The organism is Caballeronia sp. ATUFL_M2_KS44 (genome assembly GCF_023630965.1).
GTDB classification, from domain to species: Bacteria; Pseudomonadota; Gammaproteobacteria; order Burkholderiales; family Burkholderiaceae; genus Caballeronia; species Caballeronia concitans.
In genome coordinates this window covers 75,634-94,331 of sequence record NZ_JALQEA010000025.1, presented here as the reverse complement: position 1 = coordinate 94,331, position 18,698 = coordinate 75,634, and the positions used below count along the sequence as shown (strand labels likewise).

Here is an 18,698-nt window from a genome sequence, read left to right as displayed (position 1 = left end):
TCGGACTACGGAGAGAAAGCAATGAAAGCTCTGCTCGATCTATTCAAGCAAGTCCAACAAGAAGAAGTCTTTGATGCGATCAAGATCGGCCTCGCGTCGCCCGACAAGATCCGTTCGTGGTCGTTCGGCGAAGTGAAGAAGCCGGAGACCATCAACTACCGCACGTTCAAGCCGGAGCGGGATGGTCTGTTTTGCGCCAAGATTTTCGGGCCGATCAAGGACTACGAGTGCCTGTGCGGCAAGTACAAGCGCCTGAAGCACCGTGGCGTGATCTGTGAAAAGTGCGGCGTCGAAGTGACGCTCGCGAAGGTGCGTCGTGAGCGGATGGGCCACATCGAGCTGGCCTCGCCGGTCGCGCACATCTGGTTCCTGAAGTCGCTGCCGTCGCGTCTGGGCATGGTGCTCGACATGACGCTGCGCGACATCGAGCGCGTGCTGTACTTCGAAGCATACGTGGTGATCGATCCGGGCATGACGCCGCTGAAAGCGCGGCAGATCATGACCGAAGAGGATTACTACAACAAGGTCGAAGAGTACGGTGACGAATTCCGTGCCGAAATGGGCGCGGAAGGCGTGCGCGAACTGCTGCGTGCGATCAACATCGACGAACAGGTCGAAACGCTGCGCACCGAGCTGAAGAACACCGGCTCCGAAGCGAAGATCAAGAAATACGCGAAGCGCCTGAAGGTGCTCGAGGCGTTCCAGCGTTCGGGCATCAAGCCTGACTGGATGGTGCTCGAAGTGCTGCCGGTGCTGCCGCCGGAACTGCGTCCGCTCGTGCCGCTCGACGGCGGCCGGTTCGCGACGTCGGACCTGAACGACCTGTATCGCCGCGTGATCAACCGTAACAACCGGTTGAAGCGTCTGCTCGAACTGAAGGCGCCTGAAATCATCGTCCGTAACGAGAAGCGGATGCTGCAGGAAGCCGTCGATTCGCTGCTCGACAACGGTCGTCGCGGCAAGGCCATGACCGGCGCGAACAAGCGTCCGCTGAAGTCGCTCGCCGACATGATCAAGGGTAAGGGCGGCCGTTTCCGTCAGAACCTGCTCGGTAAGCGCGTCGACTACTCGGGCCGTTCGGTCATCGTCGTGGGCCCGACGCTCAAGCTGCATCAGTGCGGTCTGCCGAAGCTGATGGCGCTCGAACTGTTCAAGCCTTTCATCTTCAACAAGCTGGAAGTGATGGGCGTCGCCACGACCATCAAGGCCGCGAAGAAGGAAGTCGAGAACCAGACGCCGGTGGTGTGGGACATCCTCGAAGAGGTGATCCGCGAGCATCCGGTCATGCTGAACCGTGCGCCGACGCTGCACCGTCTCGGCATTCAGGCTTTCGAGCCGGTGCTGATCGAAGGTAAGGCTATCCAGCTGCACCCGCTCGTTTGCGCGGCGTTCAACGCCGACTTCGACGGTGACCAGATGGCCGTTCACGTGCCGCTGTCGCTCGAAGCGCAGATGGAAGCGCGCACGCTGATGCTGGCGTCGAACAACGTCCTGTTCCCGGCCAACGGCGATCCGTCGATCGTGCCGTCGCAGGATATCGTGCTCGGCCTGTACTACGCGTCGCGTGAAGCGGTGAACGGCAAGGGCGAAGGCCTGACGTTCACGGGCGTGTCGGAAGTGATCCGCGCGTACGAGAACAAGGAAGTCGAGCTGGCTTCGCGCGTCAACGTGCGTATCACCGAAATGGTGGCGAACGAAGACCAGAGCGAAGGCGCGCCGAAGTTCGTGCCGAAGATCACGCTGTACGCGACCACCGTTGGCCGTTCGATCCTGTCGGAGATTCTGCCGCCGGGCCTGCCGTTCTCGGTGCTGAACAAGCCGCTGAAGAAGAAGGAAATTTCGCGCCTGATCAACACGGCGTTCCGCAAGTGCGGTCTGCGCGAAACGGTGATCTTCGCCGACCAGCTGATGCAGATGGGTTTCCGTCTCGCAACGCGCGCCGGCATCTCGATTTGCGTGGACGACATGCTCGTGCCGCCGCAGAAAGAGACGATCGTCGGCGACGCCGCGAAGAAGGTGAAGGAGTACGACCGTCAGTACATGTCGGGTCTCGTCACCGCGCAGGAACGCTACAACAACGTGGTCGACATCTGGTCGGCGACGTCGGAAAGCGTCGGCAAGGCGATGATGGAGCAGCTCGCAACCGAGCCCGTGGTGGATCGCGACGGCAAGGAAACGAAGCAGGAGTCGTTCAACTCCATCTACATGATGGCCGACTCGGGCGCGCGTGGTTCCGCGGTGCAGATTCGTCAGCTCGCCGGTATGCGCGGCCTGATGGCGAAGCCGGACGGCTCGATTATCGAGACGCCGATTACCGCGAACTTCCGCGAAGGCCTGAACGTGTTGCAGTACTTCATCTCGACCCACGGTGCGCGTAAGGGTCTGGCTGATACGGCACTGAAGACGGCGAACTCGGGTTACCTGACGCGTCGTCTCGTCGACGTGACGCAGGATCTGGTCGTGGTCGAAGACGATTGCGGCACGTCGAACGGCGTGGCGATGAAGGCGTTGGTCGAAGGCGGTGAAGTCGTCGAAGCGCTGCGCGACCGTATTCTCGGCCGCGTCGCGGTGGCGGACGTCGTCAATCCGGAAACGCAGGAAACGCTGTACGCGTCGGGCGATCTGCTCGACGAAGACGCGGTGGAAGAGATCGAGCGTCTCGGCATCGACGAAGTGCGCGTGCGCACGCCGCTGACCTGCGAAACGCGCTACGGCCTGTGCGCCGCGTGCTACGGCCGCGACCTCGGCCGCGGCTCGCGCGTGAACGTCGGTGAGGCGGTCGGCGTGATCGCTGCTCAGTCGATCGGCGAACCGGGCACGCAGCTCACGATGCGTACGTTCCACATCGGTGGTGCGGCATCGCGTGCGGCGGTTGCTTCGACGGTCGAAGCGAAGTCGAACGGCACGGTGCGCTTCACGGCCACGATGCGTTACGTCACCAACGCGAAGGGCGAGCAGGTCGTCATCTCGCGCTCGGGCGAAGCGATCATCGCGGACGACTTCGGTCGCGAGCGTGAGCGTCACAAGGTTCCGTACGGCGCGACGCTGCTGCAACTCGACGGCGCGCAGATCAAGGCCGGCGCGCAACTCGCGCAATGGGATCCGCTGACGCGTCCGATCATCACCGAGTGGGGCGGTACGGTGAAGTTCGAGAACGTCGAAGAAGGCGTGACGGTCGCCAAGCAGATCGACGACGTGACCGGTCTTTCGACCCTCGTCGTGATCGATGCGAAGCGCCGCGGCTCGCAGGCTGGCAAGAGCGTGCGTCCGCAGGTCAAGCTGCTCGACGCGAACGGCGAGGAAGTGAAGATCCCGAACACCGAGCATTCGGTGCAGATCGGCTTCCAGGTCGGCGCACTGATCACCGTGAAGGATGGTCAGCAAGTGCAGGTCGGTGAAGTGCTGGCGCGTATCCCGGTTGAAGCGCAGAAGACGCGTGACATTACCGGCGGTCTGCCGCGCGTGGCCGAACTGTTCGAAGCGCGCTCGCCGAAGGACGCCGGCATTCTGGCGGAAGTCACGGGCACGACGTCGTTCGGTAAGGACACGAAGGGCAAGCAGCGTCTCGTCATCACGGATCTCGAGGGCAATCAGCACGAGTTCCTGATCGCGAAGGAAAAGCAGGTGCTGGTGCACGATGGTCAAGTCGTCAACAAGGGCGAAATGATCGTCGACGGTCCTGCCGATCCGCACGACATCCTGCGTCTGCAGGGTATCGAGGCGCTGTCGCGCTACATCGTGGACGAAGTGCAGGACGTGTACCGTCTGCAAGGCGTGAAGATCAACGACAAGCACATCGAAGTGATCGTGCGTCAGATGCTGCGCCGCGTGCAGATCACCGACAACGGCGATACCCGCTTCATTCCGGGCGAACAAGTCGAGCGGTCGGACATGCTCGACGAGAACGACCGCATGATCGCGGAAGACAAGCGTCCGGCGACGTACGAGAACGTGCTGCTGGGTATCACGAAGGCGTCGCTGTCGACGGATTCGTTCATCTCGGCGGCGTCGTTCCAGGAAACGACTCGCGTGCTGACCGAAGCCGCGATCATGGGCAAGCGCGACGATCTGCGTGGCCTGAAGGAAAACGTGATCGTCGGCCGTCTGATTCCGGCCGGTACGGGTCTCGCGTTCCACAAGGCGCGCAAGACGAAGGAGTCGGCGGATCGCGAACGCTTCGACCAGATCGCTGCCGAAGAGGCATTCGATTTCGGTACGCCGGAAACCCCGGCAACGGAGCAGCAGCCGCATACCAACGAGTAAGCGAGCCGCTTTCGTTTCCCGAGCAGTAACGCAGCACTGAAACCGCCCGGTTCGCCGGGCGGTTTTTTTTCGCGCCAACTTTTTCCGGTTCGCACCTCTGCCGAATGGCTAACGCCGCCGCAGCCGCGTGATGTCGGCGCGTGCGTTGATAGAATCCCGTATCCCTCCATGCCGCAGTCCGCCCCTCCCGCCATGACCCGTTCGCTCCAGATCCTCAACGAAGTTTTCGGCTATCCGGCGTTTCGCGGGCAGCAGGCGGAGATCGTCGAGCACGTTGCGAACGGCGGCGATTCGCTCGTCCTGATGCCTACGGGCGGCGGCAAGTCGCTCTGCTATCAGATTCCGTCGCTCGTGCGCAAGGAAGCGGGCTACGGCGCGGGCATCGTCGTGTCGCCGCTGATCGCGCTGATGCAGGATCAGGTCGCCGCGCTCACCGAAGTCGGCGTGCGCGCCGCGTATCTCAATTCGACGCTCTCCGCCGCCGAAGCCGCCGCCACCGAGCGCGCGCTGCGCAACGGCACGATCGACTTGCTGTACGTCGCGCCGGAACGCCTTATGACGCCGCGCTTTCTCGACTTGCTCGAAAGCTCGCCGGTCGGCTTGTTTGCAATCGACGAGGCGCACTGCGTCTCGCAATGGGGCCACGATTTCCGGCCCGAATACATTCAGCTTTCCGTGCTGCACGAGCGCTTCCCGAACGCGCCGCGCATCGCGCTGACGGCGACGGCGGACGCGATCACGCGCGACGAGATCGTGCACCGGCTCGCGCTCGATGACGCGCGCATCTTCGTGTCGAGTTTCGATCGGCCGAACATCCGGTATCGGATCGTCGAGAAGGACAACGCGCGCTCGCAGTTGCTCGATTTCATCCGCGCCGAACATACGAACGGCGACGGCACGACGGACGCCGGCGTGGTCTATTGCCTCTCGCGCCGCAAGGTCGAGGAGACCGCCGACTGGCTCAAAGGGCAGGGCGTTCGCGCGTTGCCGTACCACGCGGGCATGGAGTTCGAGACGCGCCAGAAGCATCAGGAGATGTTCCAGCGCGAGGAAGGCATCGTGATGTGCGCGACGATCGCGTTCGGCATGGGCATCGACAAGCCGGACGTGCGGTTCGTCGCGCATCTGGATTTGCCGAAGAGCGTGGAAGGCTACTATCAGGAGACCGGCCGCGCGGGCCGCGATGGAATGCCCGCGAACGCGTGGATGGCCTACGGCCTGGGCGACGTCGTGCAGCAGCGCAAGATGATCGACGAATCCGACGCCGACGATGCCCACAAGCGCGTCCAGAGCGGCAAGCTCGATGCGCTCCTCGGTCTTTGCGAAGCCGCGACGTGCCGGCGCGTGCGCCTGCTCGCGTACTTCGGCGAGACGAGCAAGCCGTGCGGCAACTGCGACACGTGTCTCGAGCCGCCCGCATCGTTCGATGCCACGCGTGAAGCGCAGATGGCGCTGTCGTGCGTCTATCGCGCGCACAAGGCGAGCGGCTTCCATTTCGGAGCGGGGCATCTGATCGACATTCTGCGGGGCACGCGCAGCGAGAAAGTCTTGCAGCGCGGGCACGAGAAGCTCTCGACGTTCGGCGTCGGCGCGGCGCTGTCCGAGCCGGAGTGGCGCGCCGTGTTCCGGCAACTCGTCGCGTTCGGCTATCTGGCCGTCGATCACGATGGCTTCGGCGCCCTCGTCCTCACCGACGCCAGCAAGCCTGTGCTCAAAGGCGAGGAGCGCGTGACGCTGCGCAAATACGTGAAGCCGGTGCGCAGCCGGCAATCGGCCGGGCGCACCGGCGAGCGTGCCGATCCGACCGCAGGCATGTCGCCGCGTGAGAAGGCGCGGTGGGAGCGCCTGCGATCCTGGCGCGCGGAAACCGCGAAGAGCGACGGCGTGCCGGCCTACGTGATCTTCCACGACGCGACGCTCGCGGAGATCGCCCGCAGCGACCCCGATACCATCGACGATTTGCGCCACATTCCGGGCATCGGCGTGCGAAAACTGGAGCGCTTCGGCGACGAACTGCTGGATGTCGTCGGCGCGGACTGATCCGCTCGCGGCGCGTGGCGCATAAATTCACGCAACGTGTTGACCGGATTGGGATTTTCAGAATATCATGCTAGGTTCTCGTTCTTGGGGTTCCGGTTGACCGGAGTAAACCCCGCCGCGAGAAGGTCAGACGCGCGATTCCTCACGCTTTGCCCGTGTGGGAAACGCGCCGATTTTGTTCATTTTTAGGATTAAACAATGCCAACCATCAATCAACTGGTTCGCAAAGGCCGCGCGTCGGAAACGACGAAGAGCAAGTCGCCGGCCCTGCAGGACTGCCCGCAGCGTCGCGGCGTGTGCACCCGCGTGTACACCACGACGCCGAAAAAGCCGAACTCGGCACTTCGTAAGGTCGCGAAGGTTCGCCTGACGAACGGCTTCGAAGTCATTTCGTACATCGGTGGTGAAGGCCACAACCTGCAGGAACACTCGGTCGTGCTGATTCGCGGCGGCCGTGTGAAGGACTTGCCGGGTGTGCGTTACCACATGGTTCGCGGCTCGCTGGATACCCAGGGCGTCAAGGATCGTAAGCAGGCTCGCTCGAAGTACGGTGCGAAGCGCGCCAAGGCCGGCAAGTAATCGCCGGTTTTCGCAGTAGTTTCAGGTCGCCGCAAGGCGGTTAAGGCGGTGGTGCCGGAAGTGCCGGTGCTATCGAGTAAGTGGTCACCCGGCCAAGCTGGTTTAGTCGAGAGATGGATCGGGCTTGTTGGTGGCCGCGGAGCAGAAAAAACGCTCCAACTGAAAAAGTAAAGGAAGAATCATGCCGCGTCGTCGCGAAGTCCCCAAGCGGGAAGTGTTGCCGGATCCGAAATTCGGCAACGTAGATGTAGCCAAGTTCATGAACGTGCTGATGCTCTCCGGCAAGAAGTCGGTTGCCGAGCGTATCGTGTACGGCGCTTTTGAGCAGATCCAGACCAAGGGTGGCAAGGACCCGCTGGAAGTGTTCACGGTTGCGCTCAACAACGTGAAGCCGGTGGTCGAAGTGAAGAGCCGTCGCGTTGGTGGTGCGAACTATCAAGTTCCGGTCGAAGTGCGTCCCTCGCGTCGTATGGCATTGGCGATGCGTTGGTTGCGCGAAGCCGCGAAGAAGCGCAGCGAAAAGTCGATGGCCCTGCGCCTGGCAGGTGAACTCTCCGAAGCGGCAGAAGGCCGCGGCGGCGCGATGAAGAAGCGCGACGAAGTTCACCGCATGGCAGAGGCCAACAAGGCATTCTCGCATTTCCGTTTCTAAGCTCCCGCTGATAGGGCAACGGAAAAATCAGGGCGGGTGCGCTATTCCAGGCGCCTCGCCCGTTTGTGTTAGGGCGCTGCCGGCTCATAAGCAATGAACTGGCGCGTCGACCGAATAAAGGATCCAAAGTGGCTCGCAAGACACCTATCGAGCGCTACCGCAACATCGGTATTAGCGCTCACATCGACGCCGGCAAAACGACGACGACCGAGCGCATCCTGTTCTACACGGGCGTGAACCACAAGATCGGTGAAGTTCACGACGGCGCAGCAACGATGGACTGGATGGAGCAGGAGCAGGAGCGCGGCATCACCATCACGTCGGCTGCTACCACGGCCTTCTGGAAGGGCATGGGCGGCAACTATCCCGAGCACCGCATCAACATCATCGACACCCCGGGGCACGTCGACTTCACGATCGAAGTGGAGCGCTCGATGCGCGTCCTCGACGGCGCGTGCATGGTCTACTGCGCGGTGGGCGGCGTGCAGCCGCAGTCGGAAACCGTGTGGCGTCAGGCGAACAAGTACAAGGTTCCCCGTCTCGCGTTCGTCAACAAGATGGACCGTACCGGCGCGAACTTCTTCAAGGTCTACGACCAGCTGAAGACCCGTCTGAAGGCGAACCCGGTTCCCGTCGTGGTGCCGATCGGCTCGGAAGAGAACTTCAAGGGCGTCGTCGATCTTCTGAAGATGAAGGCGATCATTTGGGACGAAGCGTCGCAAGGCACGAAGTTCGACTACGTCGATATCCCGGCTGAACTCGTCGACACGTGCAACGAGTGGCGCGAGAAGATGATCGAATCGGCTGCTGAAGCCAGCGAAGAGCTGATGGAAAAGTACCTCGGCGGCGAAGAGCTGAGCGAAGCGGAAATCGTCAAGGCTATCCGCGACCGGACCATCGCGTGCGAAATCCAGCCGATGCTGTGCGGCACCGCGTTCAAGAACAAGGGCGTGCAGCGCATGCTCGACGCCGTCATCGACTTCCTGCCGTCGCCGGTCGACATTCCGCCGGTCACGGGTGAACTCGAAAGCGGCGAGAAGGCCGAGCGCCGCGCTGCCGACGACGAGAAGTTCTCGGCGCTGGCGTTCAAGATCATGACGGACCCGTTCGTCGGTCAGCTGATTTTCTTCCGCGTGTACTCGGGCGTCGTGAATTCCGGTGACACCGTGCTGAACGCGACCAAGGACAAGAAGGAACGCCTCGGCCGTATTCTGCAGATGCACGCGAACCAGCGCGAAGAAATCAAGGAAGTGCGCGCGGGCGACATCGCCGCTGCAGTCGGCCTGAAGGAAGCGACCACGGGCGACACGCTGTGCGATCCGCAGAACCCGATCGTGCTCGAACGCATGATTTTCCCGGAGCCGGTGATTTCGCAGGCAGTCGAGCCGAAGACGAAGGCTGACCAGGAAAAGATGGGCCTGGCGCTGAACCGTCTCGCTCAGGAAGATCCGTCGTTCCGCGTCCAGACGGACGAGGAATCGGGCCAGACCATCATTTCGGGTATGGGCGAGCTCCACCTCGAAATTCTGGTCGACCGCATGAAGCGCGAATTCGGCGTGGAAGCGACCGTCGGCAAGCCGCAGGTTGCGTATCGCGAAACCATTCGCACGACGGCAGCAGACGTCGACGGCAAGTTCGTCAAGCAGTCGGGTGGTCGCGGCCAATACGGTCACGCGGTCATCACGCTGGAGCCGAACGAGCAGGGCAAGGGCTACGAGTTCCTGGACGAGATCAAGGGCGGCGTGATTCCGCGCGAATACATCCCGGCCGTGGACAAGGGTATCCAGGAAACGCTGAAGTCGGGCGTGCTGGCTGGCTTCCCGGTTGTGGACGTGAAGGTTCACCTGACGTTCGGTTCGTACCACGACGTCGACTCGAACGAAAACGCGTTCCGCATGGCCGGCTCGATGGCCTTCAAGGAAGCAATGCGCAAGGCAAGCCCGGTCATCCTCGAACCGATGATGGCCGTGGAAGTCGAAACGCCGGAAGACTACATGGGCAACGTGATGGGCGATCTTTCTGGCCGTCGCGGTATCGTCCAGGGCATGGAAGACATGGTTGGCGGCGGCAAGATCGTGCGCGCCGAAGTGCCGCTGTCCGAAATGTTCGGTTATTCGACGTCCCTGCGTTCGCTGACGCAAGGCCGCGCGACGTACACGATGGAATTCAAGCACTATGCTGAAGCTCCGCGTAACGTCGCCGAAGCGATCATCAACGCCAAGGGTAAGTAATCCCGCTAGTCATTCGGCTCAGGCCAAAAGTCTTAACCGATAAACAATCTTTGAACGAAGGTAATCATGGCAAAAGGTAAATTCGAGCGGACCAAGCCGCACGTGAACGTGGGCACGATCGGTCACGTTGACCACGGCAAGACCACGCTGACGGCAGCAATCACGACGGTGCTGACCAAGAAGTTCGGCGGCGAAGCGAAGGCATACGACCAGATCGATGCAGCGCCGGAAGAAAAGGCGCGCGGCATCACGATCAACACCGCGCACGTCGAGTACGAAACGGCTAACCGCCACTACGCACACGTCGACTGCCCGGGCCACGCTGACTACGTGAAGAACATGATCACGGGCGCGGCGCAGATGGACGGCGCAATCCTGGTGTGCTCGGCCGCTGACGGCCCGATGCCGCAAACGCGTGAGCACATCCTGTTGGCCCGTCAGGTTGGCGTGCCGTACATCATCGTGTTCCTGAACAAGTGCGACATGGTCGACGACGCCGAGCTGCTCGAACTCGTCGAAATGGAAGTGCGCGAACTTCTGTCGAAGTATGACTTCCCGGGCGACGACACCCCGATCATCAAGGGTTCGGCAAAGCTGGCGCTGGAAGGCGACACGGGCGAGCTGGGCGAAGTGGCGATCATGAACCTGGCCGACGCGCTGGACACGTACATCCCGACGCCGGAGCGCGCCGTGGACGGTTCGTTCCTGATGCCGGTGGAAGACGTGTTCTCGATCTCGGGTCGCGGCACGGTGGTGACGGGTCGCGTCGAGCGCGGCATCGTCAAGGTCGGCGAGGAAATCGAAATCGTCGGTATCAAGCCGACGGTGAAGACCACTTGCACGGGCGTGGAAATGTTCCGCAAGCTGCTCGACCAGGGTCAGGCAGGCGACAACGTCGGTATCCTGCTGCGCGGCACGAAGCGTGAAGACGTGGAGCGTGGCCAGGTTCTGGCCAAGCCGGGTTCGATCACGCCGCACACGCACTTCACGGCTGAAGTGTACGTGCTGAGCAAGGACGAAGGCGGCCGTCACACGCCGTTCTTCAACAACTACCGTCCGCAGTTCTACTTCCGTACGACCGACGTGACGGGCTCGATCGAGCTGCCGAAGGACAAGGAAATGGTCATGCCGGGCGACAACGTGTCGATCACCGTCAAGCTGATCGCCCCGATCGCCATGGAAGAAGGTCTGCGCTTCGCGATCCGCGAAGGCGGCCGTACCGTCGGCGCCGGTGTCGTTGCGAAGATTATCGAGTAAAATCTCGGTCTTTCTTGCAGTAGCAGTACAGAAGTGATGTGACCGGGGCCGGGTGTTCGCCCTCAGCGAATGCCCGGTCCCTCGCTCTTTTGCCAAATCGGCGGCGCAATACCGCCTCGCTCTTTTTCTAAGGAATCGTCATGCAGAACCAGAAAATCCGCATTCGTCTGAAGGCTTTCGACTATCGCCTGATCGATCAATCGGCAGCCGAGATCGTCGATACGGCGAAGCGGACTGGCGCGATCGTCCGTGGCCCGGTGCCGCTGCCGACGCGTATTCAGCGTTTTGACATCCTGCGTTCGCCGCACGTCAACAAGACGTCGCGCGACCAGCTCGAAATCCGTACGCACCAGCGTCTGATGGACATCGTCGATCCGACCGACAAGACGGTCGACGCGCTGATGAAGCTCGATCTGCCGGCCGGTGTGGACGTCGAAATCAAGCTGCAGTAAGCCTACAAAGCTCCGCCGGCGTGTCGGACGGAGCTAAGTCTTTGATTGCTTGCGGAAATCGAAAAGCCTTGTTATACTCCAAGGCTTTTCGCGCATTTGCGCAAAAAAGTCTGTCGTCTTTTGGGTGTTGAACCCGCGAGCACGGCGGGCATTTTGTAATCAGCCCCGACCAATCGCAGTCGGGAATGGAGAAAACGATGAGCCTTGGACTCGTAGGTCGCAAGGTTGGCATGACCCGTATCTTCACGCCTGAAGGGGATTCCATCCCCGTCACCGTGCTGGACGTGTCGGACAACCGCGTGACGCAGATCAAGACCGTTGAAACGGATGGTTACATCGCCGTTCAGGTTGCATTCGGTACTCGCCGCGCATCGCGCGTGACGAAGCCGTTGGCGGGCCACCTCGCCAAAGCCGGCGTTCAAGCCGGTGAAATCCTCAAGGAATTCCATATCGACGCAGCCAAGGCAGGTGAACTGTCGAACGGCGCCGTGGTCGGTACGGACATTTTCGAAGTCGGCCAGAAGGTCGACGTGCAAGGCACGTCGATCGGTAAGGGCTACGCCGGTACCATCAAGCGCTACAACTTCGCCTCGGGCCGCGCAACGCACGGTAACTCGCGTTCGCACAACGTTCCGGGTTCGATCGGTATGGCGCAGGATCCGGGTCGTGTGTTCCCCGGCAAGCGCATGACGGGTCACCTCGGTGACGAGACCGTCACGGTTCAAAATCTGGAAATCGCCCGCATCGACGCTGAGCGCAATCTGCTGCTCGTCCGCGGTGCTGTTCCGGGTGCGAAGGGCGGCAAGGTCTTCGTGACCCCGGCCGTCAAGACGCGTGCTGTGAAAGGAGCGAAATAATGGAACTTAAGCTCCTGAATGCCAATGGTCAGGAAGGCGCTGGCGTGACTGCATCGGACGTCGTGTTCGGTCGCGATTACAACGAAGCCCTGATTCACCAGGTCGTGGTGGCTTATCAAGCCAACGCGCGCAGCGGCAACCGTGCTCAGAAGGACCGCGAGCAGGTCAAGCACACCACCAAGAAGCCGTGGCGTCAGAAGGGTACGGGCCGCGCTCGTGCCGGTATGTCGTCGAGCCCGTTGTGGCGTGGCGGTGGTCGCATTTTCCCGAACTCGCCGGAAGAAAACTTCTCGCACAAGGTCAACAAGAAGATGCATCGTGCAGGCCTCTGCTCGATCTTCTCGCAGTTGGCTCGCGAAGGCCGCATCTCGGTGGTCGAGGATCTCGCGCTCGAAGCGCCGAAGACCAAGCTGTTGGCCGATAAATTCAAGGCGATGGGTCTCGACTCCGTGCTGGTCATCACCGACACGGTCGACGAAAACCTGTACCTCGCGTCGCGCAACCTGGCCCACGTGGCGGTTGTCGAGCCGCGTTACGCCGACCCGCTCTCGCTGATCTACTTCAAGAAGATTCTGATCACGAAGGCTGCGGTCGCTCAGATCGAGGAGTTGCTGTCATGAGCGAAGTTCGCAAAAACGATCATCGTTTGATGCAAGTTCTGCTCGCGCCGGTGATCTCCGAAAAGGCGACGCTGGTTGCCGACAAGAACGAACAAGTCGTGTTCGAAGTCGCGCCGGACGCCACGAAGCAGGAAGTCAAGGCTGCTGTCGAGCTGCTGTTCAAGGTCGAAGTCAATTCCGTCAACGTGCTCGTCACGAAGGGCAAAGCCAAGCGCTTTGGCCGCTTCAACGGCAAGCGCAAGGACGTGAAGAAGGCGTACGTCTGCCTGAAGCCCGGCCAGGAAATCAACTTTGAAGCGGAGGCCAAGTAATCATGGCAATCGTGAAAGTTAAGCCGACCTCGCCGGGTCGCCGCGCGATGGTCAAGATCGTCAACAAGGATCTGCATAAGGGCAAGCCGTTCGCAGCGCTGCTCGACTCGCAATCCAAGTCGGCGGGCCGTAACAACAACGGCCGTATCACCACGCGTCACCAGGGCGGTGGTCACAAGCAGCACTACCGTATCGTCGATTTCCGTCGCAACAAGGACGGCATCCCGGCGAAGGTCGAGCGTCTCGAGTACGACCCGAACCGTAGCGCGAACATCGCGCTGGTTCTGTACGCAGACGGCGAGCGTCGCTACATCATCGCGCCGAAGGGCGTGACGGTCGGCACGCAGCTGATGTCCGGTTCCGAAGCGCCGATTCGCGCGGGCAACGCCCTGCCGATCCGCAACATTCCGGTCGGTACGACGATCCACTGCATCGAAATGCTGCCGGGCAAGGGCGCGCAGATCGCGCGTTCGGCTGGTACGTCGGCCATGCTGCTGGCTCGCGAAGGCGTCTACGCGCAGGTTCGTCTGCGTTCGGGCGAAATCCGCCGCGTGCACGTCGAGTGCCGTGCGACGATCGGTGAAGTGGGTAACGAAGAGCACAGCCTCCGTCAGATCGGTAAGGCCGGTGCAAACCGCTGGCGCGGTATTCGTCCGACGGTGCGCGGTGTTGCGATGAACCCGATCGATCACCCGCACGGTGGTGGTGAAGGCCGCACGGCTGCAGGTCGCGATCCGGTGAGCCCGTGGGGCACGCCGACGAAGGGCTACCGCACCCGTAGCAACAAGCGCACGACGACGATGATCGTCCAGCGCCGTCACAAGCGTTAAGGAGTAGGCAATGACACGTTCTGCTAAAAAAGGTCCGTTCTGCGACGCTCATTTGCTGAAGAAGGTTGAGGCGGCTGCATCGACGCGTGACAAGAAGCCGATCAAGACCTGGTCGCGTCGTTCGACGATTCTGCCGGACTTCATCGGTCTGACGATCGCCGTCCATAACGGCCGTCAACACGTTCCGGTGTACGTCACGGAAAACATGGTCGGCCACAAGCTTGGCGAGTTCGCACTGACCCGTACGTTCAAGGGTCACGCGGCCGACAAGAAGGCCAAGAAATAAGGGGCTATCAAGATGGAAGTGAAAGCAATTCATCGCGGTGCCCGCATCTCGGCGCAGAAAACGCGCCTTGTGGCTGACCAGATTCGTGGTTTGCCGGTCGACAAGGCGCTGAACGTTCTGACGTTCTCGCCGAAGAAGGCGGCGGGTATCGTCAAGAAGGTCGTGCTGTCTGCGATCGCGAATGCGGAACACAACGAAGGCGCCGATATCGACGAGCTCAAGATCACGAGCATCTACGTCGACAAGGCTGCTTCGCTGAAGCGTTTTACCGCGCGCGCAAAGGGTCGTGGTAACCGCATCGAGAAGCAATCCTGTCACATCACTGTGACGGTCGGGAATTAAGGAGCCATACGATGGGACAGAAAATTCATCCGACTGGCTTCCGTTTGGCCGTCAGCCGCAATTGGGCTTCGCGCTGGTACGCGAACAACAACAATTTCGCGGCGATGTTGCAGGAAGACATCGGTGTTCGTGAATACCTGAAGAAGAAGCTGAAGAACGCGTCCGTCGGCCGCGTGGTGATCGAGCGTCCTGCAAAGAACGCACGTATCACGATTTTCAGCTCGCGTCCGGGTGTCGTGATCGGTAAGAAGGGCGAAGACATCGAACTGCTGAAGTCCGAGCTGCAAAAGCGCATGGGCGTTCCGGTTCACGTCAACATCGAAGAAATCCGCAAGCCGGAAACCGACGCTCAACTGATCGCCGATTCCATCACGCAGCAGCTCGAGCGCCGGATCATGTTCCGCCGCGCGATGAAGCGTGCGATGCAAAACGCGATGCGTCTTGGCGCCCAGGGCATCAAGATCATGAGCGCGGGCCGTCTGAACGGTATCGAAATTGCACGTACCGAGTGGTATCGCGAAGGCCGCGTGCCCCTCCATACGCTGCGTGCCGATATCGACTACGCGACGTCGGAAGCGAAGACCACGTACGGCATCATCGGCGTGAAGGTGTGGGTCTACAAGGGCGACACCCTCGGCCGTAACGAAGCGCCGGTGGTGGAAGAAGTCGCGGAAGAGAAGCGTCCGCGTCGCAACGCACGTCCGGGTGGCGATCGCCGTCCGCGCCGTGACGGTGAAGGTGCGCCGGCTGGTGCACGCCGCGGCGGCCCCCGTCGTGGTGGCGCCGGCGGTGACGCGAAGAGTGGAGAATAACGATGCTGCAACCGAAACGCAGAAAGTATCGCAAAGAGCAGAAGGGTCGTAACACCGGCAAGGCGACGCGCGGCAACGCGGTGTCGTTCGGTGAATACGGTCTGAAGGCTATCGGTCGCGGCCGTTTGACCGCGCGTCAAATCGAAGCAGCGCGTCGCGCGATGACGCGTCACATCAAGCGTGGCGGCCGGATCTGGATCCGGATCTTCCCGGACAAGCCGATTTCGCAAAAGCCGGCCGAAGTGCGTATGGGTAACGGTAAGGGTAACCCGGAGTACTACGTCGCTGAAATTCAACCGGGCAAGATGCTGTACGAAATGGACGGTGTCTCCGAAGAACTGGCGCGCGAAGCGTTCCGTCTGGCTGCAGCCAAGCTGCCGCTGAAGACGAACTTCGTTGTCCGTCAGCTCGGCGCCTAAGGAGTAAACGATGAAGGCATCTGAACTTCACCAGAAGGACCAGGCCGCGCTCAACAAAGAGCTGTCGGACCTGCTTAAGGCGCAATTCGGCCTGCGCATGCAACTCGCGACCCAGCAACTCACGAACACGAGCCAGCTGAAGAAGGTTCGTCGCGACATCGCACGTGTGCGGACTGTCCTGACTGAAAAGGCGAACCAGAAATGAACGATAGCGTAAAAACCTCGCTCAAGCGGACGCTGGTCGGCAAGGTCGTCAGCAACAAGATGGACAAGACGGTTACCGTGCTGGTCGAGCACCGCGTCAAGCACCCGATCTACGGCAAGTACGTCGTGCGCTCGAAGAAGTACCACGCGCACGATGACGCGAACACGTACAACGAAGGCGATCTCGTCGAAATCCAGGAAACCCGTCCGATTTCGAAGACGAAGGCTTGGGTTGTGTCGAAACTGCTCGAAGCGGCTCGCGTGATCTGAAGTAGAAGTAATGCGATGCAGTAAGTCGTAGTGTCGCAGTAATTTCGCTTGCAAGACCGGGATTATTTGTTATAATCTCGGTCTTCCCTCTTTGTGGGAGCCCCGTCGCGGGCGAAGTTGGTGGGGGAAGCCGGTTCGGGCGCCAGCCTGTGCCGACAGATTCACCGGATTGCGATGGCGGGTTTCGTCTGCCCTCGCTGCCTGTTCTAACCCAAGCAGCCGAATGGCTGACGGGACCAAGACTGACCGGATGTGCCATGGTGGTGCGACCGGATTAAGTTGGGAAAGATAAACCATGATCCAGACCGAAACTCGGCTTGAAGTGGCCGACAACACGGGTGCACGTGAAGTCATGTGCATCAAGGTGCTCGGCGGCTCGAAGCGTCGTTACGCTAGCATTGGCGACATCATCAAGGTGACCGTCAAGGAAGCGACGCCGCGCGGACGCGTGAAGAAGGGCGAAATCTATAACGCCGTGGTCGTTCGCACGGCCAAGGGCGTGCGTCGCCAGGATGGCTCGCTTATCAAGTTCGACGGCAATGCTGCCGTTCTCTTGAATACGAAGCTCGAGCCGATCGGCACGCGCATTTTCGGGCCGGTGACGCGTGAACTGCGTAGCGAACGATTCATGAAGATCGTTTCGCTCGCGCCGGAAGTGCTGTAAGGAGTCGCGATGAACAAGATTCGCAAGGGTGACGAAGTCATCGTCATCACCGGCAAGGACAAGGGCAAGCGCGGCACCGTGCTGGTCGTTGCGGAAGACCGTGTCACCGTCGAGGGTATCAACCTCGTCAAGAAGCACGTGAAGCCGAACCCGATGAAGGGTACGACGGGCGGTGTGGAAGCCAAAACGATGCCGCTGCATATTTCGAACGTCGCGTTGGTCGACGCGAATGGCAAGGCATCGCGTGTGGGCATCAAGGTCGAAGACGGCAAGAAGGTTCGCTTCTTGAAGTCGACCGGCGCCACGCTCAACGCCTGACGCGGAGTTAAAAAATGGCTCGTCTGCAAGAGATTTACAAAGAAAAGGTTGTACCGGAACTGGTTGAAAAGTTCGGTTACAAGTCGATCATGGAAGTGCCGCGCCTCACCAAGATCACCCTGAACATGGGTCTTGGCGAAGCCGTCGCTGACAAGAAGGTTCTTGAGCACGCCGTTGGCGACCTCACGAAGATTGCCGGCCAGAAGCCGGTTATCACCAAGTCGCGGAAGGCAATCGCTGGTTTCAAGATCCGCGAAGGCTACCCGATTGGCACGATGGTTACCCTGCGTGGCAATGCCATGTACGAATTCCTGGACCGTTTCGTGACGGTTGCGCTGCCTCGCGTGCGCGACTTCCGTGGCGTGTCGGGCAAGGCGTTCGACGGCCGTGGTAACTACAACATCGGTGTGAAAGAGCAGATCATTTTCCCCGAAATCGACTACGACAAGATCGACGCGCTGCGTGGGCTGAACATCAGCATCACGACCACCGCGAAGACTGACGACGAAGCAAAGGCACTGCTCGCCGGCTTCAAGTTCCCGTTCAGAAACTGAGGTTACCGTGGCTAAACTGGCACTGATCGAACGTGAAAAGAAGCGCGCGCGCCTGGCAGCCAAGTACGCTCCGAAGCGTGCTGAGCTGAAGGCTGTGATCGACGACGCAAGCAAGTCGGACGAAGAGCGTTATCTCGCCCGCCTCTCGCTGCAACAACTGCCGCGTAACTCGAACCCCACTCGCAAGCGTAACCGCTGCGCGATCACGGGTCGTCCGCGTGGCACGTTCCGCAAGTTCGGACTCGCGCGTAACAAGATTCGTGAAATCGCGTTCCGCGGCGAAATCCCTGGCCTCACCAAGGCGAGCTGGTAATAGGAGAAACATAAATGAGCATGAGTGATCCTATCGCCGATATGCTGACTCGCATCCGCAATGCGCAGATGGTCGAGAAAGTTTCGGTGACTATGCCCTCGTCGAAAGTCAAGGTTGCGATTGCGCAGGTTTTGAAGGACGAAGGTTATATCGACGATTTCGCGGTGAAGGCTGAAGGCGCGAAGTCGGAATTGAATATCGCGTTGAAGTACTACGCCGGCCGTCCGGTTATCGAGCGCCTCGAGCGCGTCTCGAAGCCCGGTCTGCGCGTGTACCGCGGTCGCAACGACATCCCGCAGGTCATGAATGGCCTCGGCGTTGCAATCGTGTCGACGCCGAAGGGTGTGATGACCGACCGCAAGGCGCGCCAGAACGGCGTCGGCGGCGAAGTCATCTGCTACGTCGCTTAACGCCGAAGGGAGAG

22 protein-coding genes are annotated in these 18,698 nt (G+C 60.8%); all 22 read left to right on the top strand.

The genetic code is table 11. The features are described 5' to 3' along the window. The first annotated feature begins 21 nt into the window (after nucleotides 1-21). Entirely contained in the window at nucleotides 22-4,263 is a 4,242-nt protein-coding gene (gene rpoC / locus NCR39_RS12480; protein WP_250452448.1) for a DNA-directed RNA polymerase subunit beta', read from the top strand. Between the two features lie 192 nt (nucleotides 4,264-4,455). Continuing rightward, a complete protein-coding gene (gene recQ / locus NCR39_RS12475; protein ID WP_250452447.1) occupies nucleotides 4,456-6,303 on the top strand; it encodes a DNA helicase RecQ in 1,848 nt (615 codons plus the stop codon). Between the two features lie 198 nt (nucleotides 6,304-6,501). After that, nucleotides 6,502-6,882 carry a 30S ribosomal protein S12 gene (gene rpsL / locus NCR39_RS12470; RefSeq protein WP_006998493.1) on the top strand — a complete coding sequence of 127 codons (381 nt, stop codon included), beginning with the start codon at nucleotides 6,502-6,504 and terminating at the stop codon, nucleotides 6,880-6,882. A gap of 181 nt (nucleotides 6,883-7,063) precedes the next feature. Then, nucleotides 7,064-7,534 carry a 30S ribosomal protein S7 gene (rpsG, locus tag NCR39_RS12465; RefSeq protein ID WP_006053291.1) on the top strand — a complete coding sequence of 157 codons (471 nt, stop codon included), beginning with the start codon at nucleotides 7,064-7,066 and terminating at the stop codon, nucleotides 7,532-7,534. A gap of 128 nt (nucleotides 7,535-7,662) precedes the next feature. Continuing rightward, the gene (gene fusA / locus NCR39_RS12460) at nucleotides 7,663-9,765 is read left to right on the top strand and encodes an elongation factor G (protein ID WP_250452446.1); all 2,103 of its coding nucleotides are present in this window, start codon (nucleotides 7,663-7,665) and stop codon (nucleotides 9,763-9,765) included. Between the two features lie 66 nt (nucleotides 9,766-9,831). Next, the gene (gene tuf, locus NCR39_RS12455) at nucleotides 9,832-11,022 is read left to right on the top strand and encodes an elongation factor Tu (RefSeq protein ID WP_040050473.1); all 1,191 of its coding nucleotides are present in this window, start codon (nucleotides 9,832-9,834) and stop codon (nucleotides 11,020-11,022) included. A 140-nt stretch (nucleotides 11,023-11,162) separates the two neighbouring features. Next, a complete protein-coding gene (rpsJ, locus tag NCR39_RS12450) occupies nucleotides 11,163-11,474 on the top strand; it encodes a 30S ribosomal protein S10 (protein ID WP_006998489.1) in 312 nt (103 codons plus the stop codon). 197 nt (nucleotides 11,475-11,671) lie between these two features. After that, nucleotides 11,672-12,331, top strand: coding sequence for a 50S ribosomal protein L3 (gene rplC / locus NCR39_RS12445; protein ID WP_250452445.1), 660 nt, complete (start codon nucleotides 11,672-11,674; stop codon nucleotides 12,329-12,331). Further along, nucleotides 12,331-12,951, top strand: coding sequence for a 50S ribosomal protein L4 (rplD, locus tag NCR39_RS12440; RefSeq protein WP_040050472.1), 621 nt, complete (start codon nucleotides 12,331-12,333; stop codon nucleotides 12,949-12,951). The genes rplC and rplD overlap by 1 nt, the downstream gene beginning before the upstream one ends. Further along, nucleotides 12,948-13,262 carry a 50S ribosomal protein L23 gene (rplW, locus tag NCR39_RS12435; RefSeq protein ID WP_035967599.1) on the top strand — a complete coding sequence of 105 codons (315 nt, stop codon included), beginning with the start codon at nucleotides 12,948-12,950 and terminating at the stop codon, nucleotides 13,260-13,262. The genes rplD and rplW overlap by 4 nt, the downstream gene beginning before the upstream one ends. A 2-nt stretch (nucleotides 13,263-13,264) precedes the next feature. Continuing rightward, nucleotides 13,265-14,092 carry a 50S ribosomal protein L2 gene (gene rplB / locus NCR39_RS12430; protein WP_250452444.1) on the top strand — a complete coding sequence of 276 codons (828 nt, stop codon included), beginning with the start codon at nucleotides 13,265-13,267 and terminating at the stop codon, nucleotides 14,090-14,092. A gap of 10 nt (nucleotides 14,093-14,102) precedes the next feature. Continuing rightward, the gene (gene rpsS / locus NCR39_RS12425) at nucleotides 14,103-14,378 is read left to right on the top strand and encodes a 30S ribosomal protein S19 (RefSeq protein ID WP_008343850.1); all 276 of its coding nucleotides are present in this window, start codon (nucleotides 14,103-14,105) and stop codon (nucleotides 14,376-14,378) included. A 12-nt stretch (nucleotides 14,379-14,390) separates the two neighbouring features. Beyond that, nucleotides 14,391-14,720 carry a 50S ribosomal protein L22 gene (gene rplV / locus NCR39_RS12420; protein ID WP_007730533.1) on the top strand — a complete coding sequence of 110 codons (330 nt, stop codon included), beginning with the start codon at nucleotides 14,391-14,393 and terminating at the stop codon, nucleotides 14,718-14,720. 11 nt (nucleotides 14,721-14,731) lie between these two features. Continuing rightward, nucleotides 14,732-15,532 (top strand): 30S ribosomal protein S3, encoded by an 801-nt coding sequence (rpsC, locus tag NCR39_RS12415; RefSeq protein ID WP_244847390.1) that lies wholly within the window; start codon nucleotides 14,732-14,734, stop codon nucleotides 15,530-15,532. A 2-nt stretch (nucleotides 15,533-15,534) separates the two neighbouring features. Next, nucleotides 15,535-15,951, top strand: a complete 417-nt coding sequence (gene rplP, locus NCR39_RS12410) for a 50S ribosomal protein L16 (protein WP_008343852.1) — start codon at nucleotides 15,535-15,537, stop codon at nucleotides 15,949-15,951. A 10-nt stretch (nucleotides 15,952-15,961) separates the two neighbouring features. Continuing rightward, on the top strand, nucleotides 15,962-16,156 hold the full coding sequence (rpmC, locus tag NCR39_RS12405) for a 50S ribosomal protein L29 (protein WP_007180130.1): 195 nt from the start codon (nucleotides 15,962-15,964) through the stop codon (nucleotides 16,154-16,156). Then, a complete protein-coding gene (gene rpsQ, locus NCR39_RS12400) occupies nucleotides 16,153-16,425 on the top strand; it encodes a 30S ribosomal protein S17 (RefSeq protein ID WP_035933074.1) in 273 nt (90 codons plus the stop codon). Before rpmC ends, rpsQ begins: the two co-directional genes overlap by 4 nt. A 295-nt stretch (nucleotides 16,426-16,720) precedes the next feature. After that, nucleotides 16,721-17,089, top strand: coding sequence for a 50S ribosomal protein L14 (gene rplN / locus NCR39_RS12395; RefSeq protein ID WP_006998478.1), 369 nt, complete (start codon nucleotides 16,721-16,723; stop codon nucleotides 17,087-17,089). Between the two features lie 9 nt (nucleotides 17,090-17,098). After that, on the top strand, nucleotides 17,099-17,407 hold the full coding sequence (rplX, locus tag NCR39_RS12390; protein ID WP_035967607.1) for a 50S ribosomal protein L24: 309 nt from the start codon (nucleotides 17,099-17,101) through the stop codon (nucleotides 17,405-17,407). Between the two features lie 14 nt (nucleotides 17,408-17,421). After that, complete coding sequence (gene rplE, locus NCR39_RS12385; RefSeq protein WP_250452443.1) at nucleotides 17,422-17,961, top strand: 50S ribosomal protein L5; 540 nt, start codon at nucleotides 17,422-17,424, stop codon at nucleotides 17,959-17,961. Between the two features lie 7 nt (nucleotides 17,962-17,968). After that, on the top strand, nucleotides 17,969-18,274 hold the full coding sequence (rpsN, locus tag NCR39_RS12380; protein ID WP_035967609.1) for a 30S ribosomal protein S14: 306 nt from the start codon (nucleotides 17,969-17,971) through the stop codon (nucleotides 18,272-18,274). Nucleotides 18,275-18,288: 14 nt separating this feature from the next. After that, a complete protein-coding gene (gene rpsH / locus NCR39_RS12375) occupies nucleotides 18,289-18,684 on the top strand; it encodes a 30S ribosomal protein S8 (protein WP_040050466.1) in 396 nt (131 codons plus the stop codon). Nucleotides 18,685-18,698 lie beyond the last annotated feature (14 nt).

What these genes read in the sequence shown, in the direction of transcription:
- rpoC (WP_250452448.1), top strand. Translation starts at nt 22, where the DNA reads ATGAAAGCTCTGCTCGATCTATTCAAGCAAGTCCAACAAGAAGAAGTC.
- recQ (WP_250452447.1), top strand. Translation starts at nt 4,456, where the DNA reads ATGACCCGTTCGCTCCAGATCCTCAACGAAGTTTTCGGCTATCCGGCG.
- rpsL (WP_006998493.1), top strand. Translation starts at nt 6,502, where the DNA reads ATGCCAACCATCAATCAACTGGTTCGCAAAGGCCGCGCGTCGGAAACG.
- rpsG (WP_006053291.1), top strand. Translation starts at nt 7,064, where the DNA reads ATGCCGCGTCGTCGCGAAGTCCCCAAGCGGGAAGTGTTGCCGGATCCG.
- tuf (WP_040050473.1), top strand. Translation starts at nt 9,832, where the DNA reads ATGGCAAAAGGTAAATTCGAGCGGACCAAGCCGCACGTGAACGTGGGC.
- rpsJ (WP_006998489.1), top strand. Translation starts at nt 11,163, where the DNA reads ATGCAGAACCAGAAAATCCGCATTCGTCTGAAGGCTTTCGACTATCGC.
- rplC (WP_250452445.1), top strand. Translation starts at nt 11,672, where the DNA reads ATGAGCCTTGGACTCGTAGGTCGCAAGGTTGGCATGACCCGTATCTTC.
- rplD (WP_040050472.1), top strand. Translation starts at nt 12,331, where the DNA reads ATGGAACTTAAGCTCCTGAATGCCAATGGTCAGGAAGGCGCTGGCGTG.
- rplW (WP_035967599.1), top strand. Translation starts at nt 12,948, where the DNA reads ATGAGCGAAGTTCGCAAAAACGATCATCGTTTGATGCAAGTTCTGCTC.
- rplB (WP_250452444.1), top strand. Translation starts at nt 13,265, where the DNA reads ATGGCAATCGTGAAAGTTAAGCCGACCTCGCCGGGTCGCCGCGCGATG.
- rpsS (WP_008343850.1), top strand. Translation starts at nt 14,103, where the DNA reads ATGACACGTTCTGCTAAAAAAGGTCCGTTCTGCGACGCTCATTTGCTG.
- rplV (WP_007730533.1), top strand. Translation starts at nt 14,391, where the DNA reads ATGGAAGTGAAAGCAATTCATCGCGGTGCCCGCATCTCGGCGCAGAAA.
- rpsC (WP_244847390.1), top strand. Translation starts at nt 14,732, where the DNA reads ATGGGACAGAAAATTCATCCGACTGGCTTCCGTTTGGCCGTCAGCCGC.
- rplP (WP_008343852.1), top strand. Translation starts at nt 15,535, where the DNA reads ATGCTGCAACCGAAACGCAGAAAGTATCGCAAAGAGCAGAAGGGTCGT.
- rpmC (WP_007180130.1), top strand. Translation starts at nt 15,962, where the DNA reads ATGAAGGCATCTGAACTTCACCAGAAGGACCAGGCCGCGCTCAACAAA.
- rpsQ (WP_035933074.1), top strand. Translation starts at nt 16,153, where the DNA reads ATGAACGATAGCGTAAAAACCTCGCTCAAGCGGACGCTGGTCGGCAAG.
- rplN (WP_006998478.1), top strand. Translation starts at nt 16,721, where the DNA reads ATGATCCAGACCGAAACTCGGCTTGAAGTGGCCGACAACACGGGTGCA.
- rplX (WP_035967607.1), top strand. Translation starts at nt 17,099, where the DNA reads ATGAACAAGATTCGCAAGGGTGACGAAGTCATCGTCATCACCGGCAAG.
- rplE (WP_250452443.1), top strand. Translation starts at nt 17,422, where the DNA reads ATGGCTCGTCTGCAAGAGATTTACAAAGAAAAGGTTGTACCGGAACTG.
- rpsH (WP_040050466.1), top strand. Translation starts at nt 18,289, where the DNA reads ATGAGCATGAGTGATCCTATCGCCGATATGCTGACTCGCATCCGCAAT.